This window comes from Actinocorallia aurea (genome assembly GCF_054783995.1).
Genome location: NZ_BAAGPQ010000029.1, coordinates 72,478 through 93,309, shown reverse-complemented (window position 1 = coordinate 93,309; position 20,832 = coordinate 72,478). Strand labels below are relative to the sequence as shown.

Sequence of the window (20,832 nt, the reverse complement as noted above, 5' to 3'; positions counted from 1 at the left end):
GACCGCGATGCAGCAGCAGATCACCCTGACCCTGACGATCCCGGAGACGAACCTCGTCCTCGACGCGCTCGGCCAGCTCCCGTACGCGCACGTGTACGAGCTCGTCGAGAAGGTGCGCGGGCAGGCGCACGGCCAGATCGGTCTCGCCCCCGTCGCCGGGGAGACCGCGTGACCGCCCGCCTCCTCCTGCACTGGCCGCTGGACGCGGTGGCCGACGGCCGGGTGGCCGACGACGCCGACGGCCTGCTCCCCGCCGACGTCAAGGGCGCCCCGACCACCGACCACGACGTGCGCTTCGGCACCTGCCTGCGGTTCGACGGCGCGGACGACCACCTGTTCCTGCGCGCCCTCCCCCCGGACGGCCAGCGCACCTACACCTTCGAGACATGGATCAACCCCGCGCCCGGCGCGCGACCCGCGCCGATGGTCGTCTGCGCCCGGCAGGCCGGCGGCCTCCAGGTGCTGCTGGAGGCCGACGGCTCGCTCTCCCACCGCTTCCAGGTCCTCGGCCCGCTGGGCGGGGTCGCCGAACTGCGCCTCGCGACGCCGCCCGGCGCCGTGCCCGCGGGACGGTGGACCCATGTCGCGGTCACCAACGACGGGAGCGGCGCGCGGATCCACCTCGACGGCGTGCAGGCCGCCGAACTCGCCTTCACCGGCACCCGCGGCGTCGACGGCTCGGGCCTGACCGTCGCGGGCGCCGGGCCCGGCAGGTTCCTCGCGGGATCGCTCGCCCACCTGCGCCTGTACGACGACGCGCTCACGCCCGTGGAGATCAAGCGGGACATGGCCGCCGACGAGGCGATCCTGGAGGCCTTCGTCCGCACCCACCCGCTCGACTTCGCGCTCCTGAACGACGACGCCCATCCCGTCCTGTTCATCGACGAGGCCGGGACCGGGCAGGCGCTGACCCTGCGTCTGACGAACGGCTCCCGCTACCCGATCGAGGCGAGCGCGCTGTCGGCCGCGCCCGGCCCGAGCGCCCACCACTGCGTGCTGCGGCTGCGCCCCGGCACCCTGGCGGCCGGGCTCGCGCCGCGTGCCGCGAGCGCCGACTGGGCGCTGGCCGCCGAGCCCGACGGGACGGCGCTCTACCTGACGTGGAAGCGCCCCGCGACTCTGGCGCCCGGCTCATCGACCGCCGTCCGGATCGAGGGCCTCGGCGCCGACGGCGCGGGCGGCACCCGCAGCACCCGCGTCGAACTCGGCTACCGGGCCTGGCGGCACCCCGGCGAACCCGACGAGATCACCGGGACCCGCCTGCAGTTCCTCGACCTGGTCCGGCCCCGGAGCCGCCGCGACCTCCCGCTCGACGTGCGGCTGGTCGGCGGGAACAAGGTCCTGTCCGACGGCAAGGCGGTGAGCGCGCTGCGCGTCCACCTCGCCGACGTCCTCGCCGACGGCCCGGGAACGACCCTGCGCAAGGACTCGGTGTTCGCGCTGTCCTTCGACGTCCAGCAGCAGGGCCAGGACCGGCCCTGGGCGCTCGTCTCCGCCGCCGACGCGCCCAAGGCGTCGCTCACCACGCCGGACGACCGCTGGCGGATCACCGCTGCCCCGCCCGGCCAGCGGGCACGGTGGACGATCAGCCCAAAGGAGGATCTGGTCCTCGCACCGGGCTCCTTCGTGGAACTCCAGCTCACCGGGATCGTCGCGCTGCCGTCGGTCGGGCACGCCCCGCTCCAGGTGGACCACCGAAACGTCCCCGGCTACGTCGACGGCACCCGCACCGTCCCCGTCGAGCGCACCCCGCTGCTGTTCAGCGGCGCGAACGCCGGCCTCGGCACCCAGCGCCCCGAGCCGTTCCGCCTCGCGGTGAGCGGCGCCGAGAACCACCTCCAGCTCCGCCGCGACGCAGCCCTCGGCGGCGGCGGAAAGATCCTGTTCCTCGAACTGTTCCAGGACACCACCCAGGGCCCCGCGGTGACGTTCCCCAGCATCCGCTTCCACCACGGCGAGAAGTTCTGGCACCGGATCGAGGCCCGCCCCGAGGGCATCCAGTTCAAACAGGGCCACCTCGGCGGCGACGCCCTCATCGACGTCCACGCCCAGACCGCGATCGTCGCCGGCCTGCGCATCGGCGCCACCACCATCGGCGAGGCCGAACTCCGCGTCCTGCGCAAGCTCGCGGCCGGTCAACTGGAGTTCGACCTCTTCAACGTCGAACAGGGCGAGTACGCCTACGCCGCCGACCTGAACCCCTTCGACGCCGACCGCAGGCACGTCTTCACCTGGCGCCGCAAGGACCGCGTCGACCAGGGCCGCTGGCAACTCCGCTTCCCGGGATGAGGTGACCGAGAGTGAAACGCAGAACCAGCGACCGCGATCTGCCCCGCGACCAGAGGACGAAGGACGGCTCCGGCGGCACCTCGCGCACCGACTTGCGGAGATCACGCGAGGAGACCCTCAAGAAGACCACCGAGAAGGTCAAGACGAAGATCACCACCGACCCCCCTCTCGTAGTGGACGAGATGGGCGGCACGCGCGGGGACGGCAACTTCTACCTGAGCATCCTGCCCGTGGGCCAGGGCGACTGCACGATCATGATGAGCCCGCAGGGCAGGTTCATCATGATCGACTGCGGGACCACGGCCACCGACGGGACCGGCACGAAATCCTTGGAGGAGTGCCGGGAGATCCTCGGGCAACCGCGCTTCATGCTGAACCACCAGCGTGTGCACGCGCTGATCATGACGCACCCGGACAAGGACCACTACTGCTGGATTCCCGCGATCTTCGAGGAGACCGCGGCGGTCTACGAATCCGTCTACCACTCGCAGGAACTCAGCTCCTACGCCTGCGACCACGGCGTCAACATGATGAAGCACCTCCGCGAGCGGGGTGCCTCCGCCAGGCGCGTGCAGCACTGCCTGGACCGCAACGGCGATCCCGTGCGCACCTTGCGCGGCCGGCCCATCCCCCAGGACGACCGCAAGGGCAACCTCGGCGAGCCCGCCTTCATGGTCGGCGACGTGATCCGCATCCTCGACGAGGAGCACTGCAAGGTCGACATCCTCGCCGCCGGGGTCACCCGGTCCCGCGACGACGACGGTGCCGATCCGGACAACATCGGGTCCATCGTCACCCTCATCACGGCCTTCTCCGAGCGGATCCTGATCGTCGGGGACGCGACCTTCAGCACCGAGGACTACCTGATGAACCACCATCGGGCGAAGATCCAGGACCTCGAGCTGATCCAGGTCGGCCACCACGGCAGCGAGGTCACCTCGTCGCAGGAGAGGTACATCGCCCTGACCAACCCGAACACCGCGGTGATCTGCGCGGCCGCGACCAGCGGGAAGAACCACCTGCCGAGCATGGACGTGGTGATGAACTGGGAGATCTCCATGAGGAGGCTCCGCAACAGGGTCGTCGACGACCACCCGGTCCCCTGCTGGAGCGCCGGGTCGAACAGGAGCTACCCGACCAACCAGCCGATCTGGTCCACCGGGACCACGGTCCACCACCACGCCACGGACGCGCCGAACAAGGCCGGGAAATGACGCCCGGGGAGATCGGCGCCGCGGTCGTCCTCACCACCGACGGGGTGGACCTCACCGGCCTCGGCGACGCCGCGCTGCTGCGCGACCTCGGGCCCTCCCTCGTGCTGCGCGGCGCGGTCCGCACCGAACTCCCGAACGGCGACGGCGTCCAGGTCTCCGGAACCGCTCTCGACGGGCCGTTCAAGGGACTCTTCATGACCGCCTCGTTCACCTCGCTCGGCGTCACGGCGACCGGCGTCCTGCCCGAGGAGCGTAGAACCGAGGACTGGTCGCTGTCCGACGGCTTCCCCGCGGTGCGGCACTGCCTTCTCGGCGCCCTCCGGTTCCGCGAGCCCGCGCTGGAGCGGAGCGCCGAAGGCGGCTTCACGTTCACCGGCGATCTCGTCATCACCACGGAGACGGCGCCGCTCGACCTGCTCGTACCCGGGGTGGGCCACCGGGTCTCCGGGTGGATCGTGATCCTCGACGAGATCCCGGGCGTCACGCCCGTTCCCCAGGTCACCCTCCTCGGCCCGGAGGGCGCCGCGCTCGATCTCGGGCTGCTCACGGTCTCGAACGTCCGGTACGAGATCTTCGGCGACCCCGAGTTCGACCTCTTCGGCCGGGACATGACCGTCGCCGGGCAGGTCGTCCTCACCGGAACCGTCGCCTTCACCTCCTACCGCAGCACGTTCGAGATCCCGATCACCACCCGGATCCGGAGCTGGAGCGATCCCGTCCTGCTCACCGCCGATCTCCGGGCGGCGGGACGGTCCGGATTCGCGGACGTCACCGCCTTCCTGCGGCGGGAGAGCCTGGACGTCCCCGGCGGCTTCGAGATCGAGGCGCCCGTCGTCCCCGCGCGGCTGACGCTCCTCCTCGACCCGGCGGGAGCCGAGCCCCTGCGCATGGCGAGCCTCACGCTGGAGACCGACGACACCTGGGACGCGGGCGTCCTGGAACTCCAAGCGGTGGACGTGACGTTCCAGATCACGCGCCCGCTGTCCGACGCCCCCGAGGTCGATGTCGTCTTCGGCGGGCTCGTGGCCATCGGCGAGCACGGTGTGCTGGACATCGGCGCCTCGTTCGACGACGGGATCTCCCTGGGCGGCACGCTGCGCGCGGGCGCCGAGCCGCTCAGCCTGCACGAGGTGTACCAGGCCTTCACCGACCGGGACGACGTCGGCCATCTGCCACCACTTGACGTGTCCGAGTTCCGCGTCCGCCTCGACGTGCCGCCCGACGGCGGCGTGCACGGCGACGGATACCTGGAGCTCACCGGCGCCTGGGAGGTCCTGGAAGGGGTCACGCTCGACCAGGTCGGGTTCTCGCTCGCCGTCGACGGGGAGACCGCCGTGTTCACCACGGACGCCGTGCTGACGGCGCTCGCGATGAGCCTTCGGCTGCACGCGTCCTATGACGACGACGCGGGCTGGAGATTCGAGGGGGCGAGCCTGCCCGGACAGCGGGCGAAGGTCGGGGAGATCATCGGAACGCTGCCCGAGCGGTTCACCGGGCTGACGCCGCCGGCGCCGATCCGGGGGGTGGAGGTCCATGACCTGGCCGCGTCGTTCGCCACCGGCGACGGGCGGCTCACCTTCACCGCGGGCATGCTGCTGCCGCTCGGGACGGCCGAGGTCGACCTCACCGTCGACATCGACACCGGCGGGGACGACGCGCCGCCGTCCTATGGCGGGCGGATCACGCTCAGCGAGCCCGCGCTGGTCTTCGCCGTGCACTTCACCGAGGAGCGCGAGAAGACGCTGTACGCGGCGTCCTCTCTGCGCGACCCGTCCGATCCGTCGCCGAGCGTGCGTGCGCTCGTCGGGGCGCTGGTGCCGTCCGCCGCGCCGTACGTCCCGGCAGGGATCGTCATCGACGTCCTGGACGCGGTCCTGGCCTCGGACGGCACCGGCCATCTCGTCATGGTGGATCTCACCGCGACCCTCGACCTGGCCGGGCTTCCGGTCGTCGGGCCCGCCCTGACCGGCGACTCGATCGTCGGCTTCGATCCGCTGCGCCTCATCGCCGCCGGGGCGGGGTTCGCCGGGGCGGACCTCGCGGCGCTCAACCCGCTGCTGCCCGACGGTGTCAAGCCGCTCCCCGAAGGCGATCTTCCGGCCGGGTTCACCCTCGACGGGGTGCTCCGGCTCGGGCCGCTGAGCAAGCCGATGACCCTGCCCGTCGCCGGGCCGGCCGCGCCCGCGCGAACGCCTGAGCGGCCCGCCACCGACGTCGCGTGGCTGGACGTGCGGCGGAGCTTCGGCCCCGTCCACGTGGAGCGGGTCGGCATGGCCTACCGACACGATCCCGGGGACGACGCGCGGCTCAGGGTGCTGCTGGACGCGGCCGTGTCGCTCGGCGGCCTCACCCTGTCCTGCTCCGGGCTCTCCGCGGGGATCTCCCTCGCGGACCCGGGCGCCTCGCACGACTTCGACCTCGACGGGCTCGGCCTGTCCTACGCGCAGGGCCCGTTCGCGCTCAGCGGGGCGTTCCGCAAGGGCACCGTCTCCTACCGCGGCCTGGACGTCACCGCTTACACCGGCGCCGCGTCGCTGTCCACCGAGACGTTCTCGGTCGGCGCGCTCGGCTCCTATGTCCAGCTCGATGAAGGACCGTCGCTCTTCGTCCACGCGTTCCTCGACCATCCGATCGGCGGCCCCGCCTTCTTCTTCGTGCGGGGCCTTGCCGCCGGGTTCGGCTACAACCGCGCGTTCACCGCCCCGCCGATCGACGAGATCGCCGACTTCCCCCTGGTGGCCGAGGCGATCGGAGCCCGGATCCCGGACAACCCCACCGCCGAGCTGCAACGGCTGGAGCCCTACCTTCCGCCCTCGCCGGGCGACTTCTTCCTCGCCTTCGGCGTCCACTTCACCTCGTTCGAGATGGTCGACTCGTTCCTGCTCGCGGTCGCGGGCCTCGGCCACAAGTGCGAACTCGACGTGCTCGGCGTGTCCACGCTCGTGCTGCCCGCCCCGGAGGCCGGACGCCAGGTCACGCCGGTCGCGGAGATCAGGCTCGCGCTGCGCGCCGTCTTCGCGCCCGACGACGGGTACTTCCTGCTCCAGGCCCAGCTCGCGCCGGACTCCTACCTCTTCTCCCGCGCCTGCCGCCTCACCGGCGGGTTCGCGTTCGCCACCTGGTTCGGCGCGGAGCACCACGGCGACTTCGTGCTGAGCGTCGGCGGCTACCACCCGCACTTCACGCCGCCCGCGCACTACCCCGTCGTGCCCCGGCCGAGCTTCACCTGGCAGGTGAGCGAGCAGCTATCGCTCAAGGGCTCCGCCTACTACGCGCTGACCCCTGCCGCGCTCATGGCGGGCGCCGCGCTCAGCGCCACGTGGGAGGACGGCTCGCTGCGCGCCTGGTTCGACGCCTCGATCGACTTCCTCATCGCCTGGCAGCCCTACCACTACGAGGCGTCCTTCCATCTGAGCGTCGGCGCCTCCTACACGTTCTCGCTGTTCGGCACGCACACCCTCACCATGTACGTGAGCACCGACGTCGACCTCTGGGGGCCGGAGTTCGGCGGCACCGCGACGATCGACCTCGGTGTGGTGTCCTTCGCGATCTCCTTCGGCTCGGCGTCCGGCGCGTCACCCGACCCCGTGCCGTGGAGCGGGTTCCGCGCGGCCCAGCTCCCCGAAGCCGGGAAGATCGTGACGATCTCGGCGCGCGGCGGCGCCCTGGTCCCCGGGTCCGGCACCGACCTCGGCGCCTTCGACCCGACGGGGCTCGTCCTCGGCACCGACGCGGCGATCCCCAGCACGGCGGGACGGGCCGGGCCCGCCGAGCCCCGATCCGTCCCGCCGCCCGGGTCCGACATCATCTCCGGGCCCGGCGGCTTCCCCACTCCCGAGATCGTCGACCTGCCCGTGACCGGGACCGCGCTCGGCGTCGCGCCCGTCGGGCTCGCCCCGGGCGGGTTCGCTTCGGTCCACCACATCAGCATCAGCCGCCGGGGCTCCTCGGTGGAGCACCTGTTCCGGTTCGAGCCCGTCGGCAAGAGCCTGCCCGCCGCCCTGTGGGGCTCGCGCCTGACCCCTGCGGTGGACGCGCCCGCGCTGGTGGAGAACGCGCTCACCGGCTACACGATCCGGCCCGCCGACCCCGAGCCGGGACCGTCGGTCGCGGTGCCGGCCACCGAGCTGACCGCGCCCGCCGCGCTGTTCACCGAACGGGACGCCTTCGCCTGGATTCCCCGGTCGCCCTTCCGCCCCGCCCCCGGCGCGACCGCCGACCTCGCGGCAGGGGCGCAGGCCCGCGCCGCCATCGCCGCGAGGCTGCTGCCCGGCGCCGCCCTCGACCTCGCCGGATTCACCGCGGACGACCTGCTCGCCGCCCCGGAGGTGGCCCATGCCTGAGGAACTGAGGCTCATCGACCACCTCGTGCCGGGCGTTCCGTCCGGCGACTACCGCATCACCGTGCGGCAGTCGGTCTCCACCGAGCCCGAACCGTTCACCGCGGCACGCGACTTCACCGTCGGCGGCGAGCGGTTCGCCCTGCCGCCCGCCGCGGTGCGCGCCGTCTTCCCGCCCGACGGCAGCACCGGCGACCACGCGGCGGTGCTGCCTCACCTGATGCTCGACCGGGCGACCCTGCCCTGGGAGCGCGATCCCGGTGTTCCGGGTACCCGCCCCTGGCTCGTGCTGCTGCTGTTCGACGCCGACGAGCGACCCTCCCCCAAGACGGTCACGCTCGGCACGCTCACCGCCGACGCCGTCCACGTCCGGGTGCCCGAGCCGGAACGGCACCAGCGTCCCGAGGACCCCGTCACCGTGATCGACGTGCCGCGCGACCTTCTGGCCCGGATCATGCCGTCGCCCGCTGACCTGGCGTACCTCGCGCACGTCCGGCACGCCGCCGACGGCACTCGGACCTCGGTCGTCGTCGGCGGCCGGCTGCCCGCCGCGGGTGCGGAGAGCACCGTCCACCTGGTGTCGGTCGAAGACCGGTACGGGCCCGGCGGGTTCGACCTCGGACCAGCCCGGCCCGGCGCGCTCGTCCGGCTCGTCACCCTCGCGAGCTGGCGCTTCTCCTGCCTGGACGCCGCCCGCACGTTCCCGCACCTGGCCCGCGCCCTGACCCGGCAGCGCGGGCTGTTCCACCTGCCCGACAGCGGCGACCCGCGGGCCGACCCGTTCCTGCGCGAAGGCTACGTGCCGGTCCGCCACCGGCTGCGCCAGGGCGGCCGCACCCTCTCCTGGTACCGCGGCCCGCTCGCCGTCGGCCCCGTTCCGCCGGAGCCGCGGCTGCCCGTGCGGGCCGCCGACCAGCTGCTGCGCTACCACCCCGGGTCCGGGATGCTCGACGGCAGCCGGGCCGCGGCCTGGCAGCTCGGCCGCCTCCTCGCCCTCCAGCACACCGCCACCGCCACCGCGCTCTACGGCTGGAAGCGCCGCCGCGCGCAGCGGCTGCGCAGGCCCGAGCCCGAGGACCACCCGCTGGCCGTGGCCGGCATCGACACCGCGCCGCCCGCGGGCGTCCTGGAGTTCCTGCGCGGCCTCACCGTCCTGCGCGGCGTGCCCCTGCGCTACCTCGTCCCCGACGAGCGCCTGCTCCCACCGGAGTCCCTGCGCTTCTTCCACCTCGACCGCACCTGGGTCGCCCACCTGGTCGACGGCGCCGCGAGCATCGGCCGCCTCACCTCGGCCGACGCCGCCGACGACGCCGCCCACCCGTTCCCCGTCGCCGTCCCTCCCCTCACCGGCGTCCTCCTGCGCTCCGGCCTGGTCGCGGACCACCCCGACCTCACCGTCACCGCCCACGGCAGGACCGGACCCGCGCTGCACCCGGTCCGCACGGAACGGCTCGCGCCCGACGTGCTGCTCTGCCTGTTCGTCGGCGGCGTCGACCGCCTCGACCTGGCGCAACCTCCCGAGGCGATGCACTTCGCCGTCGAGACGCGGGCCGGGGGATTCTTCACGATCACCCCACGCGCTTCCGGCGCGGAGCCCCTCACGCCCTTGAGCCTGGGTCCTGAGCGCACCGTCCCCCTCGCGGAGCTCGCTCATCGCGTGGCCGCGGTCCTCGGCCGGCCCGCGCTGGGATCCGCCGCCCTCGCCGCGCACCTGCTCGCGACGACCGAACGCGTCACCTTCCTCGCCGAGGGCTCCCACCCGTGAAGGTCCCGCCCGGGTCGCGGCTCGGGCCGACGACGAGGTCGTGCGTGGTCTCGCGATCCTCTGGGATAGGGGACCGGCATCCGACGGGGTGTACCGCTCACGGGCTGGACGGCGGCGGGCCTCGGGACGGCGCCCGAGGCCCGGGGCGGGTCAACCGCGGGGAAGGCCGAGGATGCGTTCGGCGATGACGTTCAGCTGGATCTCGACGGTGCCGCCGCCGATGAGCTGCGGCGGGACCGACAGGTAGGCGTGGACCGCCTCGTCGGCGTCGCCGTCGCGCAGGGCGGCGTCGCCCGCCCACTCCAGGACGGTGTCGCCGATCCGGGCCGTCTGCCACCCGGCGGCGACCTTGATCAGGCTCGCCTCAGCCCCCGGCTTGAGACCGGACACGCTGCGCAGGGTGGCCCGCAGGCCCATCGCCGAGATCGCCTGGGATGCGGCGGTCAGCCTGCCGAGGTCGCGCAGCACCGCGTCATCGGCGGGGGCCCCTGCGGCGCGGGCGAGGCCGCGCAGGTCCAGCGCGGTTCCGCTCATCCCGCCCATGCTGACGCGCTCGTTGCCGAGGGTCGTGCGGGCGAGCGTCCAGCCCTGGCCCGGGGCGCCGACGAGACGGTCGTCGGGCACGAACACGTCGCCCAGGAAGACCTCGTTGAACAGGTGGCCGCCGTTGGCCTCGCGCAGCGGCCGGATGTCGACGCCCGCGGCGCGCATGTCGACCAGGAAGTACGACAGGCCCCTGTGCTTGGGCGCGTCAGGGTCGGTGCGGGCCAGGCAGATGCCCCAGTCGGCCTCGTGCGCGCTGGACGTCCACACCTTCTGCCCGGTCAGCCGCCAGCCGCCTTCGACCTTGACGGCCCTCGTCGTCAGGGACGCGAGGTCGGAGCCCGCACCGGGCTCGCTGAACAGCTGGCACCACACGAGCTCGCCGCGCAACGTCGGCGGCACGAACCGCTCGACCTGCTCGGGCGTGCCGTGCGCGATGACCGTCGGCAGCGCCCACTCGCCGATCACCATGGCGGGCTGCGGCACCCCCGCCCGCTCGTACTCCTGGGCGATGACGATCTGCTGCGCGGGCGTCGCCGCCCGGCCGTACGGGGCGGGGAAGTGCGGCGCGACGAGGCCCTCGGCGGCGAGCAGCGCCCGCCCCTCACCGTCCGCCGCCCGCGCGATCACCCCGGCGACCTCCGCCCGGAAGGCCGGATCGTCGTCGCTGAGTTCGAGGTCGAAGCGGCGTTCGCCGTCCAGGGCGGCGAGGCCGAGCCTGCGCTCCCAGGAGGCGGCGGAGCCGGCGAGCGCGCCGAGGGCGATCGAGCGGCGCCAGGCGAGGTGGGCGTCGTGCTCCCAGGTGTAGCCGATGCCGCCGAGCAGCGTGATGATCTCCAGGGCGAGGCGGCGGGCCGGGGCCACGCAGGTGACGGCGGCTCCCGCCGCGGCCAGCGCGAGCTGGTCGGCGGGGCCGCCCAACGCGCGGGCGGCGTCCCAGGCGGCGGCCGCCATGGTCTCCTGCTCGATGAACATCCGGGCGCATTTGTGCTTGATCGCCTGGAAGGAGCCGACGGGGCGGCCGAACTGCTCGCGCGTCTTCACGTACGCGAGACCGGTCTCCAGGCCCCACCTGACGTGGCCCACCGCGTCGGCCGCGCACAGTGTCGCGACGACGTGGGCGGCGCGGGCGGCGTCCACGGCCACGACCGAGTCCCGGGAGACGGGGTACCCCTTCAGGGTGAGCCGGCCCGTGTCGCGCGTGGGGTCGACGCCCGGCACCGCCGCGAGGTCGTTCGGCGCGAGGCCCTGGCCGTCGACGAGGAACCAGACGGTCCCGCTCTCGGCCTCGGCGCCGAGCAGGATCAGATCGGCGTGCGCGGGCGACAGCAGATGCCCGGTCGTGCCCGTGACCTCGTAGCCGTCGGCGGTCTCGCGCGCGATGAGCGCTCCTGCGTCCAGCGAGAGGGTGCCCGGAGCGCCCGCCGCGAAGCGCTTGAGCGCGGTCTCCGGCGGCGGCCCGTCGACGGCCCAGGTCAGGACGGCGCTGGTGAGCGCCGTCGCGAGGAACTGCCCCGGGTACAGGCTGCGGGCCATCTCCGCGACGACGACGGCGAGGTCCACCCCCGTGCCTCCGCCGCCGTCGCAGGACTCGGGCAGGTGCACGGCGAGGAAGCCCTGCTCGCCGAGCCGCTCCCAGCTCTCGGGGAGTTCGCCCGCGCTCAGCGCGTCGAGGGCCCGCCGGGTGGCCGCGCGGGACGCGTGCCGCTCGGCGAACCCGGCGACCGCCTCGGCGAGGGCGTGGTGTTCTTGATCGAGTCCGAGGGTCATCGGCCGGTCCTACCTGTCGAGTTTGAGGACGCGGCGGGCGTTCTCGTGCAGGAACTTCGGCCAGACGTGATCGCGGAACGGCACGTGCGGCATCGCCTCGAAGATCCGCTCCAGCGACAGGCCCATGGGGAAGTAGCCGCCGTACAGGACCTTGTCGGCGCCGCGGGTGTTCGCGAAGTCGATGATGTCCTTCGGGTAGTACTTCGGGGAGAACGCGCTGGTCGAGTAGTGCAGGCCCGGCCACTTCAGCATCAGCTTCACCGCGAGGTCCGTCCACGGCTCGCAGCCGTGCCGGGTCACCATCACCAGCTCCGGGAAGTCGTACATGACCTCGTCGATCAACTCGACGCGCTGCGGGTCCATCCGCAGCCGCGGGCCCGGGACGCCCGCGCACACGAAGATCGGAATGTCCAGCTCCACGCACTTGGCGTAGAACGGGTACATCTTCTTGTCGTTGATCGCCACCTGCGGGAACGTGCCGGCCGGGAAGACGCCGACGGCCCGGGTGCCGAACCCCTCGTGCTCGCGGACCATCTTGCGGATGCCGTCCATGCCGGTGTTCGGGTCGATGTTCCCCGAGGCGACGAAGCGGTCGGGGAACAGCTTCAGCGCGGCCCGCGACACCTCGTCCTCGACGCCGATGAGGCCGTGGGTGATGCCGAAGCGGTCCATCTCGCGCAGCGTCACGGCGATCGGGTCGTCGGTCGGCAGGTCCTTGGGGACCTCCTTGAACATGTACTCCGCCGGGAACTCCATCTCCTCCTTGGAGGAGACGTCCTTGGTCTGCGCGCGGATGAAGTCGTAGCGGGCCGAGCCCGCCTCCGGGAAGGCGATCATCGTGTCGATGACGGGGGTGCCCTCGGGGAAGGCCATCACGGGCTCCTCTCGTGCGTGGAATCAGATCCTGAAACTTCGTTCTATCCATGTCAAGACCAAACCCTCTACGCCACGACCCTGGTCATGCCCAAACAGAAATCACGTTCTAACGAGTGGGAAGTCCTACGGCCAGGTCCGCCCGCCTACCGCTGCTGCCCCGCACCCCCTGAACGAAGCCCGCACCGGCCGCCGGCGCGCGGGGCTTCAGCGGGCCGCCGGGAGGCGGACTTGGAGGAGGGTGCCTTCGGGGGTGGGGGCGGCGGTGGCGGCGCCGTGGTGGGCGTGGGCGATTTCGCGGACGATGGCGAGGCCCAGGCCGCTGCCGCCGGTGTCCTTGGTGCGGGAGGCGTCGAGGCGGGTGAAGCGTTCGAAGACGGTCTCGCAGGCTTCGGCGGGGATGGTGTCGCCGTCGTTCTCCACCTCGAGGACCGCCTCGTCGCCTTCCTGGCGGACGCGGACGTCGATGCGGCGGGCGGCGTGGCGTTCGGCGTTGTCGAGGAGGTTGCCGAGCAGGCGGGTGAGCTGGAGGGCCGAGCCGCGCACGGTCACCGGCTCGGTGTTCAGGCGCAGGCGTGCGTCGGGTTCGCGTCGCGCTACCTCGGTGAGGACGAGGTCGGCGAGGTCGAGGCTCTGCAGTTCGGCGGGGCCGCCGTATTCCAGGCGGCTGAGCGCCAGGAGGTCTTCCACGAGCCGGTGCAGGCGTTCGACGCTGATGTGCAGGCGGGCGATGAGCGCGGGGCAGTCGACGTCGTCGGGGTGCAGCATCGCCTCTTCGAGTTCGGCGCGCATGCCGGTGACGGGGGTGCGCAGGTCGTGGGAGGTGTCGGAGGCGAACTGACGCTGGCGCAGCATCGAGGCCTCCAGGCGCTCCAGCATCGTGTTGATGGTGACGGCCAGCTCCTGCAGTTCGTCCTGGTGCTCGGGCAGCGGCACCCGGCGGCCGAGGCTCCGCCCCGCGGCGACCGACCTGCCGATCTCCGAGGCCTCCCGGCGGATCCGCCCGACCGGCGACAGCGCCCGCCGGACGACCACGGACGTGCCCAGCGCGGTCAGCAGGAGCACCGGCAGTGTTCCGGCCACCAGCCAGCCGATGAACCGCGGGCCGACATACCAGGGCAACGCCCGGTCGAAGGCGTAGACGAACCAGTCGCCATCCGGCCGGTGCACCCGGACTATCACCATGCGCACGCAGCCGGGCGCGTCGGGAAGGTCGCACCAGGTCCCTTTGGAAGTGACGCGGTCGCTCGGCGGCACGACGCCCGACAATCGGTCCCGATCGGACAGGTCCCCCGTGCCCGACACCACCGCTCCGCGCCCGTCGACGACCTGGACCGAGGTGCTCCCCAGACCGGAGGTCGGCAGGTTCTTCGGAAGGTCGCCGGTGCGGATCAGGCGCACCACCTGCAGGGCCTGGCCCTCGATCTGGCTGGTCTGGAAGATGACGGCCTGCCGGTGGTTGACCATGGTGATGGCCGCGCAGGACACCGCGCACACCAGCGCCATGGCGAGCGTGGCCAGCAGAGTCAACCGCGCGCGGATGGACCAGGACCGCACCTGCCCGCCCTCCCCCGGTACTCGGCCCCGAACGCCGCACGGCTCCGCGTCCGGGCGAGCGCCCCGGTTCTCAAGGGCGCGTCATCGAGGTTCCTGCCCGAGATCGCGCGCGGATCGCGTCCGCGGGATTGAAGATCTGTTCAACTCGTGCGAGCGGTGAGGCTCAGCGCGGCTGCCACAGCCGGGCCACGTCGACCTGGGCGCAGCCCGGCTGCCAGGGAAAGCGCCCCTCAGGGTCGGCGATGACGACCTGGTGCATCGCCGCGGGCAGGCCGCCGCCGTAGTCGCGGGCCTCGGCGAACAGCGACGCGTCGCGCAGCCACGACGCGTCGACCGGCATGAGCTGGACCGCCGGACGCGCCATCCCGAGGCGGCCGCCGAGCGCGTCGAACACCGCGGCGCGGTCCAGCACGTCGACGCCGGAGCAGGAGGCGTCGACGAGCGCGCCGAGGATCGTCAGGGACGCCGACGGGCCGACGCCCAGCAGCACGAGGTCGGGAAGGCGCAGGGTCTGCGGCAGGCCCACCGAGTACGACACATAGGTGTCCAGCGGGATCGAGGGCTTGCAGATCAGCGCCCATCCGCGCTCGGCGATGTCGTTGCTGATCCGGGTGTGGAACACCGATTCCATCCGCGGCTTCAGCTGCCTTTCCCGGTCGGCGTAGGTGCGCCGCCCCTCCGAGGGTGACGGGCCGTTCGGCGGTAGTCGGTGACGAGCCTGCCGTAGTCGGCGCGGCCGAGCCAGAGGCTGGTCACGGGGGGACTGCGATCCCCTGTCTGGCGACACCTCTCACCGGTAGAATCGCTGACCGTGACCGTCGCTGGACAGTTCCGCGAGTTTCTGATGACCCGGCGCGCCAAGGTGCAGCCCGAGCAGGTAGGGCTACCTCGGGGAGCCCGCCGCAAGGTGAGCGGCCTGCGCCGCGAGGAGGTCGCCGCCCTCGCCGGGGTGAGCGCCGAGTACTACATCCAGATCGAGCGCGGCCACCTGTCCGGGGTCTCCGACGAGGTGCTGCGCGCCATCGCCCACGCCCTGCTCCTGGACGAGGCGGAGGCCTCCCACCTCTTCGCCCTCGCCCGCGCCGACCGCGACCCCGCGGCACTCCCGACGCGGGAGCTGCCCGCCCCGGTGCACGCGCTGCTCGACGCGTTCACCGGCGCGATCGCGGTCGTGCAGAACGGCAGGCTCGACGTGGTGGCGACCGGTCCCCTGGGCCGGGCGTTCTACAGCGAGGCCTACGAAGCGGGCGAGCCGCCCAACCTCGCCCGCTATGTGTTCCTCGACGACCGGTCGCGCGGCTTCTACCTGGACTGGGACGCGATGGCCGACGTCGCGGCGGCGCTCCTGCGCGCCGAGACGGGAAGGACGCCCCGCAACGGCGACCTCGCCGACCTCATCGACGAGCTGGGCACCGCGAGCCCCGAGTTCCGCGCCCGCTGGGACAAGCACGATGTCCGGTTCCACCGCACCGGGCTCAAGCGCGTGATCCACCCGGCGGTCGGACCGATGATCCTGCAGTACGCGGCGCTCGACGTGCCCGGCGCCCCCGGCCTGGTGCTCTACGGCTACACGCCCGCGCCGGGCGAGCCGCGCACGGCCGAGGCGCTGCGCCGGCTGGCCGCTCCCCCGGTCCCCGTCGTCGACCTGGGGATCGGCCTCTTCGGTCGCGGAGAAGGAACCGGCGTCACGGCGGGGTGACGATCCGGTGGCCGTAAGGCGCCGGCGACCCCGGAGTGAGGCGGCGGACTCGGGCGGGGACGGTGGAGGCGGGGACGAGGACGAAGACGGCGTCCTGCGGGTCGGCGAAGGCCGTGCTGGGCCCGAAGACCGGGTCGTCGACGTCGACGAGGCGCTGGGCGCCCAGGTCCTCGGCGCGGCGGGACCACCGCGCCAGGTCGGGGACGGCGAAGTGGACGACCCAGCTCGACACGACCTCGTCGGGGGCCTCCGGCGGGACGGGGTAGAGGCCGGCGACGGGCTGTCCTTCGACGGTCCAGCGGGTCTGCTCGCCTTCGCGGGTCCGTCCCCAGCCGAAGACGCGCGGGTAGAAGGAGGTCGCGGCGTCCATGTCACGCGTGACGAGTTCCGGCCACGCCCAGGTGAAGCTCTCGCCGGAGACGCGCGCGCCGTGACGGGTCCGCGGCTCCCAGGCCATGAAGTGGACGTGCTCGCGGTCGAGGTAGCCGGCGAGGACTCCGTAGTCCTCCAACGGCCAGGGCTCGATGACGACGCGGCCTCCGGCGTCCTCGACGAGCGCGCTGGTCGAGCCGATGTCCTCGACGCTGAAGTAGACGGCCCAGGAGGCCGCCCCTGCCGAGATCGGCTCAGGCCAGAGCCCGCCGACGGGCGCCCCGTCGAGGGTGAAGACCGGGAATCCGGCCGGAAGCCGGTGCACCTCCCAGCCGAAGAGCGAACCGTAGAACCACTCGGCCCCATCGATGTCCTGGGCGCTCAACTCCACCCAGCAGGGCGCCCCCAGCGGATACCGATCATGCTCCATAGCTCTATGTTCGGCTGCCCCGATCCGTCCCAGACCTCCCGCCCCAAGACCTTTACCCCGGCCAGCGCACCTTCCGCCCGGTCCTTGCCCCGCGCCGCCAGCGCTTTGACGACCACGACGCAGCGCGATCCCGGACCTCAGGCTGCCGCCAGGACGGCGTCGAAGGCGGCCGCGAGCACTTCGGCGACATCCGAGATCGCTCTTGGTGCGGAAGTGCCGATAGAAGGTGACCTTGGTGATCCCGACCTGCTCGATGATGCGATCCGCGCTGGTGGCGCGAATCCCTTCGGCGTAGAACAGCTCACCGGCCGCCTCCAGGATGCGCGCACGCGTCTGCGCGGCGCCCCTCCCCGGCGTCCTGACGTCCTGCCGATCCACCGGCGCCTCGCTCACCACGGCCCTCCCCTCGCACCCGACCCGGGCGACCCTCGCGAAGAACATCGATCCATGACCACGACAGAGACCGTTTCCGCCCCCTCGCTCGGCGCGGCACTGCGCCGGCTCTACTTCGTCCGCTTCGCCTTCGCCATCGCATGGGCGGCCCTGCTGTTCACCACGACCCTCACCCAACACCCGCAGACCCCCTGACCGCCACCGACAACTCCCGCAGCACCCCCCGCCCGACCACGAGCACACTCCCCTCCGGATCCTTCGAATCCCGCACCCCAACAAACACCCCCAACGGGGCCAACTCAACGCAGTTCGACCCGACCGAATCGCTGTAGCTGCTCTTACGCCAGTCCACAGAGCCCCTTGCCGCGTTCACGCATCCTCCATGATCCGCCGAATGAGACTCCTGGTCTCCTCCGCCGACAGCGCAGACGATCTGATCTGCTCGAAGTTTAGGGCGAAGGTCGCCACCTTTTCCGGGTCCTGGATCGTCTGCCCGCAGCCGTTGGCCGCATCGGCGAACACGACATCGGCGGCTTCCGTGCTGGTGATCTGGAAGGCTCCGCCCACGAAGACCGGGGCGCCCATCGGCAAGAGTTGGACCGACACGCGGAGGCGCTCCGAAACGTCCAGCAGACGCTTGCACTGCTCGGGGAGCAAGTGGGCGGGCACATCGCGGAGCGCGCTCTCGCGGAGCAGCAGGAAGATCCACGGCGGGCTGGATTTGTCCATGATCTCCTGTCGCGCCATGCGAATGGCGACCTGTTCCTCCACCTGCGGAGGCTCGTGCGCGACGGCGAAGGCCGTCCTCGCGTACTCCTCCGTCTGGAACAGGCCGGGAATCAGCATCGGCTCATAGACCCTGATCCGATTCGACTCCTTCTCGATGTCGATGATCGGAAGGAAACCGGTCGGGACCAGGACGAGCTTCCGCACCTCCCTGAGCGCCTCCCATAGGCGCCTGTACGTCCCACCGGTCTTGAAGTACGTGTCCAGGTCATCCGCGAGCCCTCCGGACGGCGTCCTTTCCAAGGTCTCGACCTTGTCCAACCACTGCCGGGTGCACCCCAGCGACTCGGCGAGCCTGACCCGGGAAAGCCCTCCGGCTTCACGCCGCGCCTTGAGCTCCTCAGTGAAAAGTCGCTGAACGATCGTTTCGATACGCCTCGCGTACGACATCACGTTTTTCACCTCTCTGCACGGTTCGATACCGGTCGCAGTCGAGCGCACCCGGGTGCCGCAGGTGGCCTACAAGGTGCAGGGCGGTAGCGGTGCACCCGATGCGAGGTGCATATCCAGGATGCTCCGGGTGCGGGCCGGTGGGTGCTTGTTGCGTAGCCGACAGTAACTCCGTCATGCCAATCTCGTCACCGAATCCACCGACAAACCCAAGGACCAGGCATGACGACCGATCTGACCGACCTCCAGCGGCGCTACCCCCACTGGATGATCCGCCCCACCCCCACGTCCCTCTTCATCGCCACCCGCCGCGACCGCTACCACCTCACCGCCCACGAACTCGGCGCCGGCCTCGCGATGACCCTCATCGAGGACACCGCCGAAACCCTCGCCGCCTCCCTCGCCGCCCAGTCCCGCATCGAGCCCCCGAAATAAGGAACTACGGCCCGGGACGGTGCGCATTCACCAGGCCATCTACTTCGTCAACGGTGACATCACCGCCATCGCCTGACCTTCCACACTGTGCCGCGCGGTAGCGGGGTTGCGCCCCGCTCCGCGATCGCCCGCCGCTTCGGCGGGCTTCCCGGGTGTTGCGTCCGCCGACGGCAGGAGCTCTTCGGGAAGCCTGCCACGGGCGAGCCGTTCAGGACGTCACGACCGCGTCCGCCTCGTTCGTTCGGTTCGGGGCCTTCGGGGACGCCGGCCATGTTCGGCGCCCCCGAAGGGGTCGTCAGAAGACTCGGCCTAGGTCCTGGAGGAGGATCGTGGCCAGGCTGTGTTCGGCGAGGGCGGCGATGGTCATGGACGGGTTGCAGGCGCCGGTGGAGCCGGGGATGCGGGAGCCGTCCAGGACGTAGAGGCCGCGGTGGCCTCGGACGCGGCCGGCCCGGTCGACGGCGGGGCCCATCGGGACGCCGCCGAGGGCGTGCCAGGTGGAGCGTTCGGCGGCGTTGGTGTCGAGCATCATGCCGCCGCCCGCGGTGGTGAAGGCGGTCATGCGTTCCTTGAGCAGGGCCTGGAGGGCGGCGTCGCCGGAGTCGGACCAGGTGAGGCGGGCGTCGTCGGCGGTGGCGTCGTAGGCCCAGGTGCCGACGGGGTCGACGATGCCGAAGCCGACGACGGTCATCATCTTCGCGCCGTTCGGCGGGGCGATCGGGGAGCCCGCGTGGATGATGGTGAACGGGATCTTCGCGTCGGGATCGCGGCCGCCGACGCAGGCGGGCCCGCCCTGGCGGGCGCCGGGGTCGCCGTCCATCTGGAGCCAGGAGTAGATGCGGTCGCCGTTGTTGCCCCAGGCGGTGCCGACGGCGTCGGGCAGGTCGGGGACGAGGCCCTTGCCGCGGGCCTTGACCAGGAGCCGGGTGGTGCCGGCCGATCCGGCGTTCAGGAACACCGCGTCGGCGGTGATCCGCTTGGTCTCCAGCAGGACGCCGTCGGTGTCGATGCGGTCGACGTGCAGGACCCAGCGCTTGCGGGCGTCGAGGGCGAGGTCCCTGACGACGTGCAGGGTCTCGACGCGGACCCGTCCGGTCGCCTCGGCGGCCTTCAGGTAGGTGACGTCGATGGAGTGCTTGCCTCCGTTGTTCACGCCGAACGCGAGGTCGCTGGTCGTGTAGGTCGGGGTGTAGCGGCCGTCGAGTTCGCCGCGCACGTACGACCAGTCGATGGGCAGCGGGACCTTGAAGGTGTCGAGGCCCGTCTTGGGCGCGACGTCGAGGAACAGGCGGGACGACTTGTAGGGGTCGGTCGCGAGGACGTCGTCGGGGATCGTCCCGATCTTCAGCATCTGTGCGACGAGCGGGTACGCCCACAGGTCGAGGGCGGCGTAGTCGTCGGCGGCGAAGGGCATCGAGGCGGCGAAGTACTCCTCGGTGGGCTGGAGCGTCATGCCGTGGTACATCAGCGAGCCGCCGCCGACGGCGGCGCCGCAGTGCACCGTCATGCCCTGCTCCTTGAGGCTCTCGATGAGGCCGGTGTAGGGCTTCCACGTGCCGGGCACGCCGGGGATGCCGCTGTGGTCGCTCAGCCAGGCCGCGCGCCGGTCGACGTTCGCGATGCGCGGGAAGGTGGTGGCGTTCGGGCCGGTCGGCCAGCGCAGGCCGCGCTCCAGCACCAGGGTGCGGACTCCGGCGCGCGCCAGCCGCAGCGCGGTCACGCCGCCGCCGAAGCCGGTGCCGACGACGACGGCGCGCTCACGCGACTCGGTCACGGGCACCGCGCGGGCCCGCGACGGGGCCGCGACGGCGAGGCCGAGCCCGCCGACGGCGGCGCCCAGCACGGTCCTGCGGCCGACGGCCGGGACAGGGGTGACTGTGGACATTGTTTCGACTCCTGGTCATCCGATGGATGGATCGGGTGGGCCGAGAAGGCACCCATCCGCAGACGCACAGTGCTCAACCGCGGGAATCATC

Annotated in this window: 16 protein-coding genes and 1 pseudogene; 8 read left to right on the top strand and 9 right to left on the bottom strand. The window is 72.2% G+C overall.

The window, feature by feature from the left end; genetic code table 11:
• Positions 1-7: 7 nt before the first annotated feature.
• The 5 genes from ACYVOM_RS33085 to ACYVOM_RS33065 are packed head-to-tail and all read left to right on the top strand — an operon-like array spanning position 8 to position 9,608.
• Positions 8-172, top strand: coding sequence for a hypothetical protein (locus ACYVOM_RS33085; RefSeq protein WP_460307498.1), 165 nt, complete (start codon positions 8-10; stop codon positions 170-172).
• The gene (locus ACYVOM_RS33080; protein ID WP_460307497.1) at positions 169-2,289 is read left to right on the top strand and encodes a LamG-like jellyroll fold domain-containing protein; all 2,121 of its coding nucleotides are present in this window, start codon (positions 169-171) and stop codon (positions 2,287-2,289) included. Before ACYVOM_RS33085 ends, ACYVOM_RS33080 begins: the two co-directional genes overlap by 4 nt.
• 11 nt (positions 2,290-2,300) lie before the next feature.
• A complete protein-coding gene (locus ACYVOM_RS33075) occupies positions 2,301-3,503 on the top strand; it encodes a ComEC/Rec2 family competence protein (RefSeq protein WP_460307496.1) in 1,203 nt (400 codons plus the stop codon).
• Positions 3,500-7,846 carry a DUF6603 domain-containing protein gene (locus ACYVOM_RS33070; protein ID WP_460307495.1) on the top strand — a complete coding sequence of 1,449 codons (4,347 nt, stop codon included), beginning with the start codon at positions 3,500-3,502 and terminating at the stop codon, positions 7,844-7,846. Before ACYVOM_RS33075 ends, ACYVOM_RS33070 begins: the two co-directional genes overlap by 4 nt.
• Positions 7,839-9,608 carry a hypothetical protein gene (locus ACYVOM_RS33065; RefSeq protein ID WP_460307494.1) on the top strand — a complete coding sequence of 590 codons (1,770 nt, stop codon included), beginning with the start codon at positions 7,839-7,841 and terminating at the stop codon, positions 9,606-9,608. Before ACYVOM_RS33070 ends, ACYVOM_RS33065 begins: the two co-directional genes overlap by 8 nt.
• A gap of 150 nt (positions 9,609-9,758) precedes the next feature.
• Here ACYVOM_RS33065 and ACYVOM_RS33060 read toward each other — a convergent pair whose 3' ends face one another.
• From ACYVOM_RS33060 to ACYVOM_RS33045, 4 genes are all read right to left on the bottom strand, one after another.
• A complete protein-coding gene (locus tag ACYVOM_RS33060) occupies positions 9,759-11,921 on the bottom strand; it encodes an acyl-CoA dehydrogenase family protein (RefSeq protein WP_460307493.1) in 2,163 nt (720 codons plus the stop codon).
• A 9-nt stretch (positions 11,922-11,930) separates the two neighbouring features.
• Complete coding sequence (locus tag ACYVOM_RS33055; RefSeq protein ID WP_460307492.1) at positions 11,931-12,794, bottom strand: amidohydrolase family protein; 864 nt, start codon at positions 12,792-12,794, stop codon at positions 11,931-11,933.
• A 207-nt stretch (positions 12,795-13,001) separates the two neighbouring features.
• The gene (locus tag ACYVOM_RS33050) at positions 13,002-14,351 is read right to left on the bottom strand and encodes a sensor histidine kinase (protein ID WP_460307491.1); all 1,350 of its coding nucleotides are present in this window, start codon (positions 14,349-14,351) and stop codon (positions 13,002-13,004) included.
• 163 nt (positions 14,352-14,514) lie between these two features.
• A complete protein-coding gene (locus ACYVOM_RS33045) occupies positions 14,515-14,982 on the bottom strand; it encodes a DUF4262 domain-containing protein (protein ID WP_460307490.1) in 468 nt (155 codons plus the stop codon).
• A gap of 180 nt (positions 14,983-15,162) precedes the next feature.
• Between ACYVOM_RS33045 and ACYVOM_RS33040 the strand changes: the two genes are divergently transcribed.
• Entirely contained in the window at positions 15,163-16,050 is an 888-nt protein-coding gene (locus ACYVOM_RS33040; protein WP_460307489.1) for a helix-turn-helix domain-containing protein, read from the top strand.
• On the opposite strand, the gene ACYVOM_RS33035 is transcribed toward ACYVOM_RS33040, so the two are convergent.
• Both ACYVOM_RS33035 and ACYVOM_RS33030 read right to left on the bottom strand, forming a co-directional pair.
• On the bottom strand, positions 16,037-16,852 hold the full coding sequence (locus ACYVOM_RS33035) for a VOC family protein (RefSeq protein ID WP_460307570.1): 816 nt from the start codon (positions 16,850-16,852) through the stop codon (positions 16,037-16,039). The genes ACYVOM_RS33040 and ACYVOM_RS33035 overlap by 14 nt on opposite strands.
• A 204-nt stretch (positions 16,853-17,056) precedes the next feature.
• A pseudogene (locus ACYVOM_RS33030) lies at positions 17,057-17,293 on the bottom strand (TetR/AcrR family transcriptional regulator); the annotation flags it as partial.
• A 6-nt stretch (positions 17,294-17,299) separates the two neighbouring features.
• On the opposite strand from ACYVOM_RS33030, the gene ACYVOM_RS33025 reads away from it, so the two are divergent.
• Positions 17,300-17,440 carry a hypothetical protein gene (locus tag ACYVOM_RS33025; protein ID WP_460307488.1) on the top strand — a complete coding sequence of 47 codons (141 nt, stop codon included), beginning with the start codon at positions 17,300-17,302 and terminating at the stop codon, positions 17,438-17,440.
• Here ACYVOM_RS33025 and ACYVOM_RS33020 read toward each other — a convergent pair.
• Entirely contained in the window at positions 17,415-17,597 is a 183-nt protein-coding gene (locus tag ACYVOM_RS33020) for a DUF397 domain-containing protein (protein WP_460307569.1), read from the bottom strand. The genes ACYVOM_RS33025 and ACYVOM_RS33020 overlap by 26 nt on opposite strands.
• Before the next feature lie 17 nt (positions 17,598-17,614).
• On the bottom strand, positions 17,615-18,421 hold the full coding sequence (locus ACYVOM_RS33015; RefSeq protein ID WP_460307568.1) for a helix-turn-helix domain-containing protein: 807 nt from the start codon (positions 18,419-18,421) through the stop codon (positions 17,615-17,617).
• A gap of 222 nt (positions 18,422-18,643) precedes the next feature.
• Between ACYVOM_RS33015 and ACYVOM_RS33010 the strand changes: the two genes are divergently transcribed.
• Positions 18,644-18,856, top strand: coding sequence for a hypothetical protein (locus ACYVOM_RS33010; RefSeq protein ID WP_460307487.1), 213 nt, complete (start codon positions 18,644-18,646; stop codon positions 18,854-18,856).
• A gap of 295 nt (positions 18,857-19,151) precedes the next feature.
• Here the strand turns inward: ACYVOM_RS33010 and ACYVOM_RS33005 are convergent, their stop codons facing one another.
• A complete protein-coding gene (locus ACYVOM_RS33005) occupies positions 19,152-20,741 on the bottom strand; it encodes a GMC oxidoreductase (protein ID WP_460307486.1) in 1,590 nt (529 codons plus the stop codon).
• Between the last annotated feature and the right edge of the window lie 91 nt (positions 20,742-20,832).

Coding starts and splice junctions, on each gene's coding strand:
- ACYVOM_RS33065 (WP_460307494.1), top strand. CDS start 7,839: ATGCCTGAGGAACTGAGGCTCATCGACCACCTCGTGCCGGGCGTTCCG.
- ACYVOM_RS33035 (WP_460307570.1), bottom strand. CDS start 16,852: ATGGAGCATGATCGGTATCCGCTGGGGGCGCCCTGCTGGGTGGAGTTG.
- ACYVOM_RS33045 (WP_460307490.1), bottom strand. CDS start 14,982: ATGGAATCGGTGTTCCACACCCGGATCAGCAACGACATCGCCGAGCGC.
- ACYVOM_RS33015 (WP_460307568.1), bottom strand. CDS start 18,421: ATGTCGTACGCGAGGCGTATCGAAACGATCGTTCAGCGACTTTTCACT.
- ACYVOM_RS33085 (WP_460307498.1), top strand. CDS start 8: ATGCAGCAGCAGATCACCCTGACCCTGACGATCCCGGAGACGAACCTC.
- ACYVOM_RS33060 (WP_460307493.1), bottom strand. CDS start 11,921: ATGACCCTCGGACTCGATCAAGAACACCACGCCCTCGCCGAGGCGGTC.
- ACYVOM_RS33055 (WP_460307492.1), bottom strand. CDS start 12,794: ATGGCCTTCCCCGAGGGCACCCCCGTCATCGACACGATGATCGCCTTC.
- ACYVOM_RS33005 (WP_460307486.1), bottom strand. CDS start 20,741: ATGTCCACAGTCACCCCTGTCCCGGCCGTCGGCCGCAGGACCGTGCTG.
- ACYVOM_RS33025 (WP_460307488.1), top strand. CDS start 17,300: ATGACCACGACAGAGACCGTTTCCGCCCCCTCGCTCGGCGCGGCACTG.
- ACYVOM_RS33010 (WP_460307487.1), top strand. CDS start 18,644: ATGACGACCGATCTGACCGACCTCCAGCGGCGCTACCCCCACTGGATG.
- ACYVOM_RS33070 (WP_460307495.1), top strand. CDS start 3,500: ATGACGCCCGGGGAGATCGGCGCCGCGGTCGTCCTCACCACCGACGGG.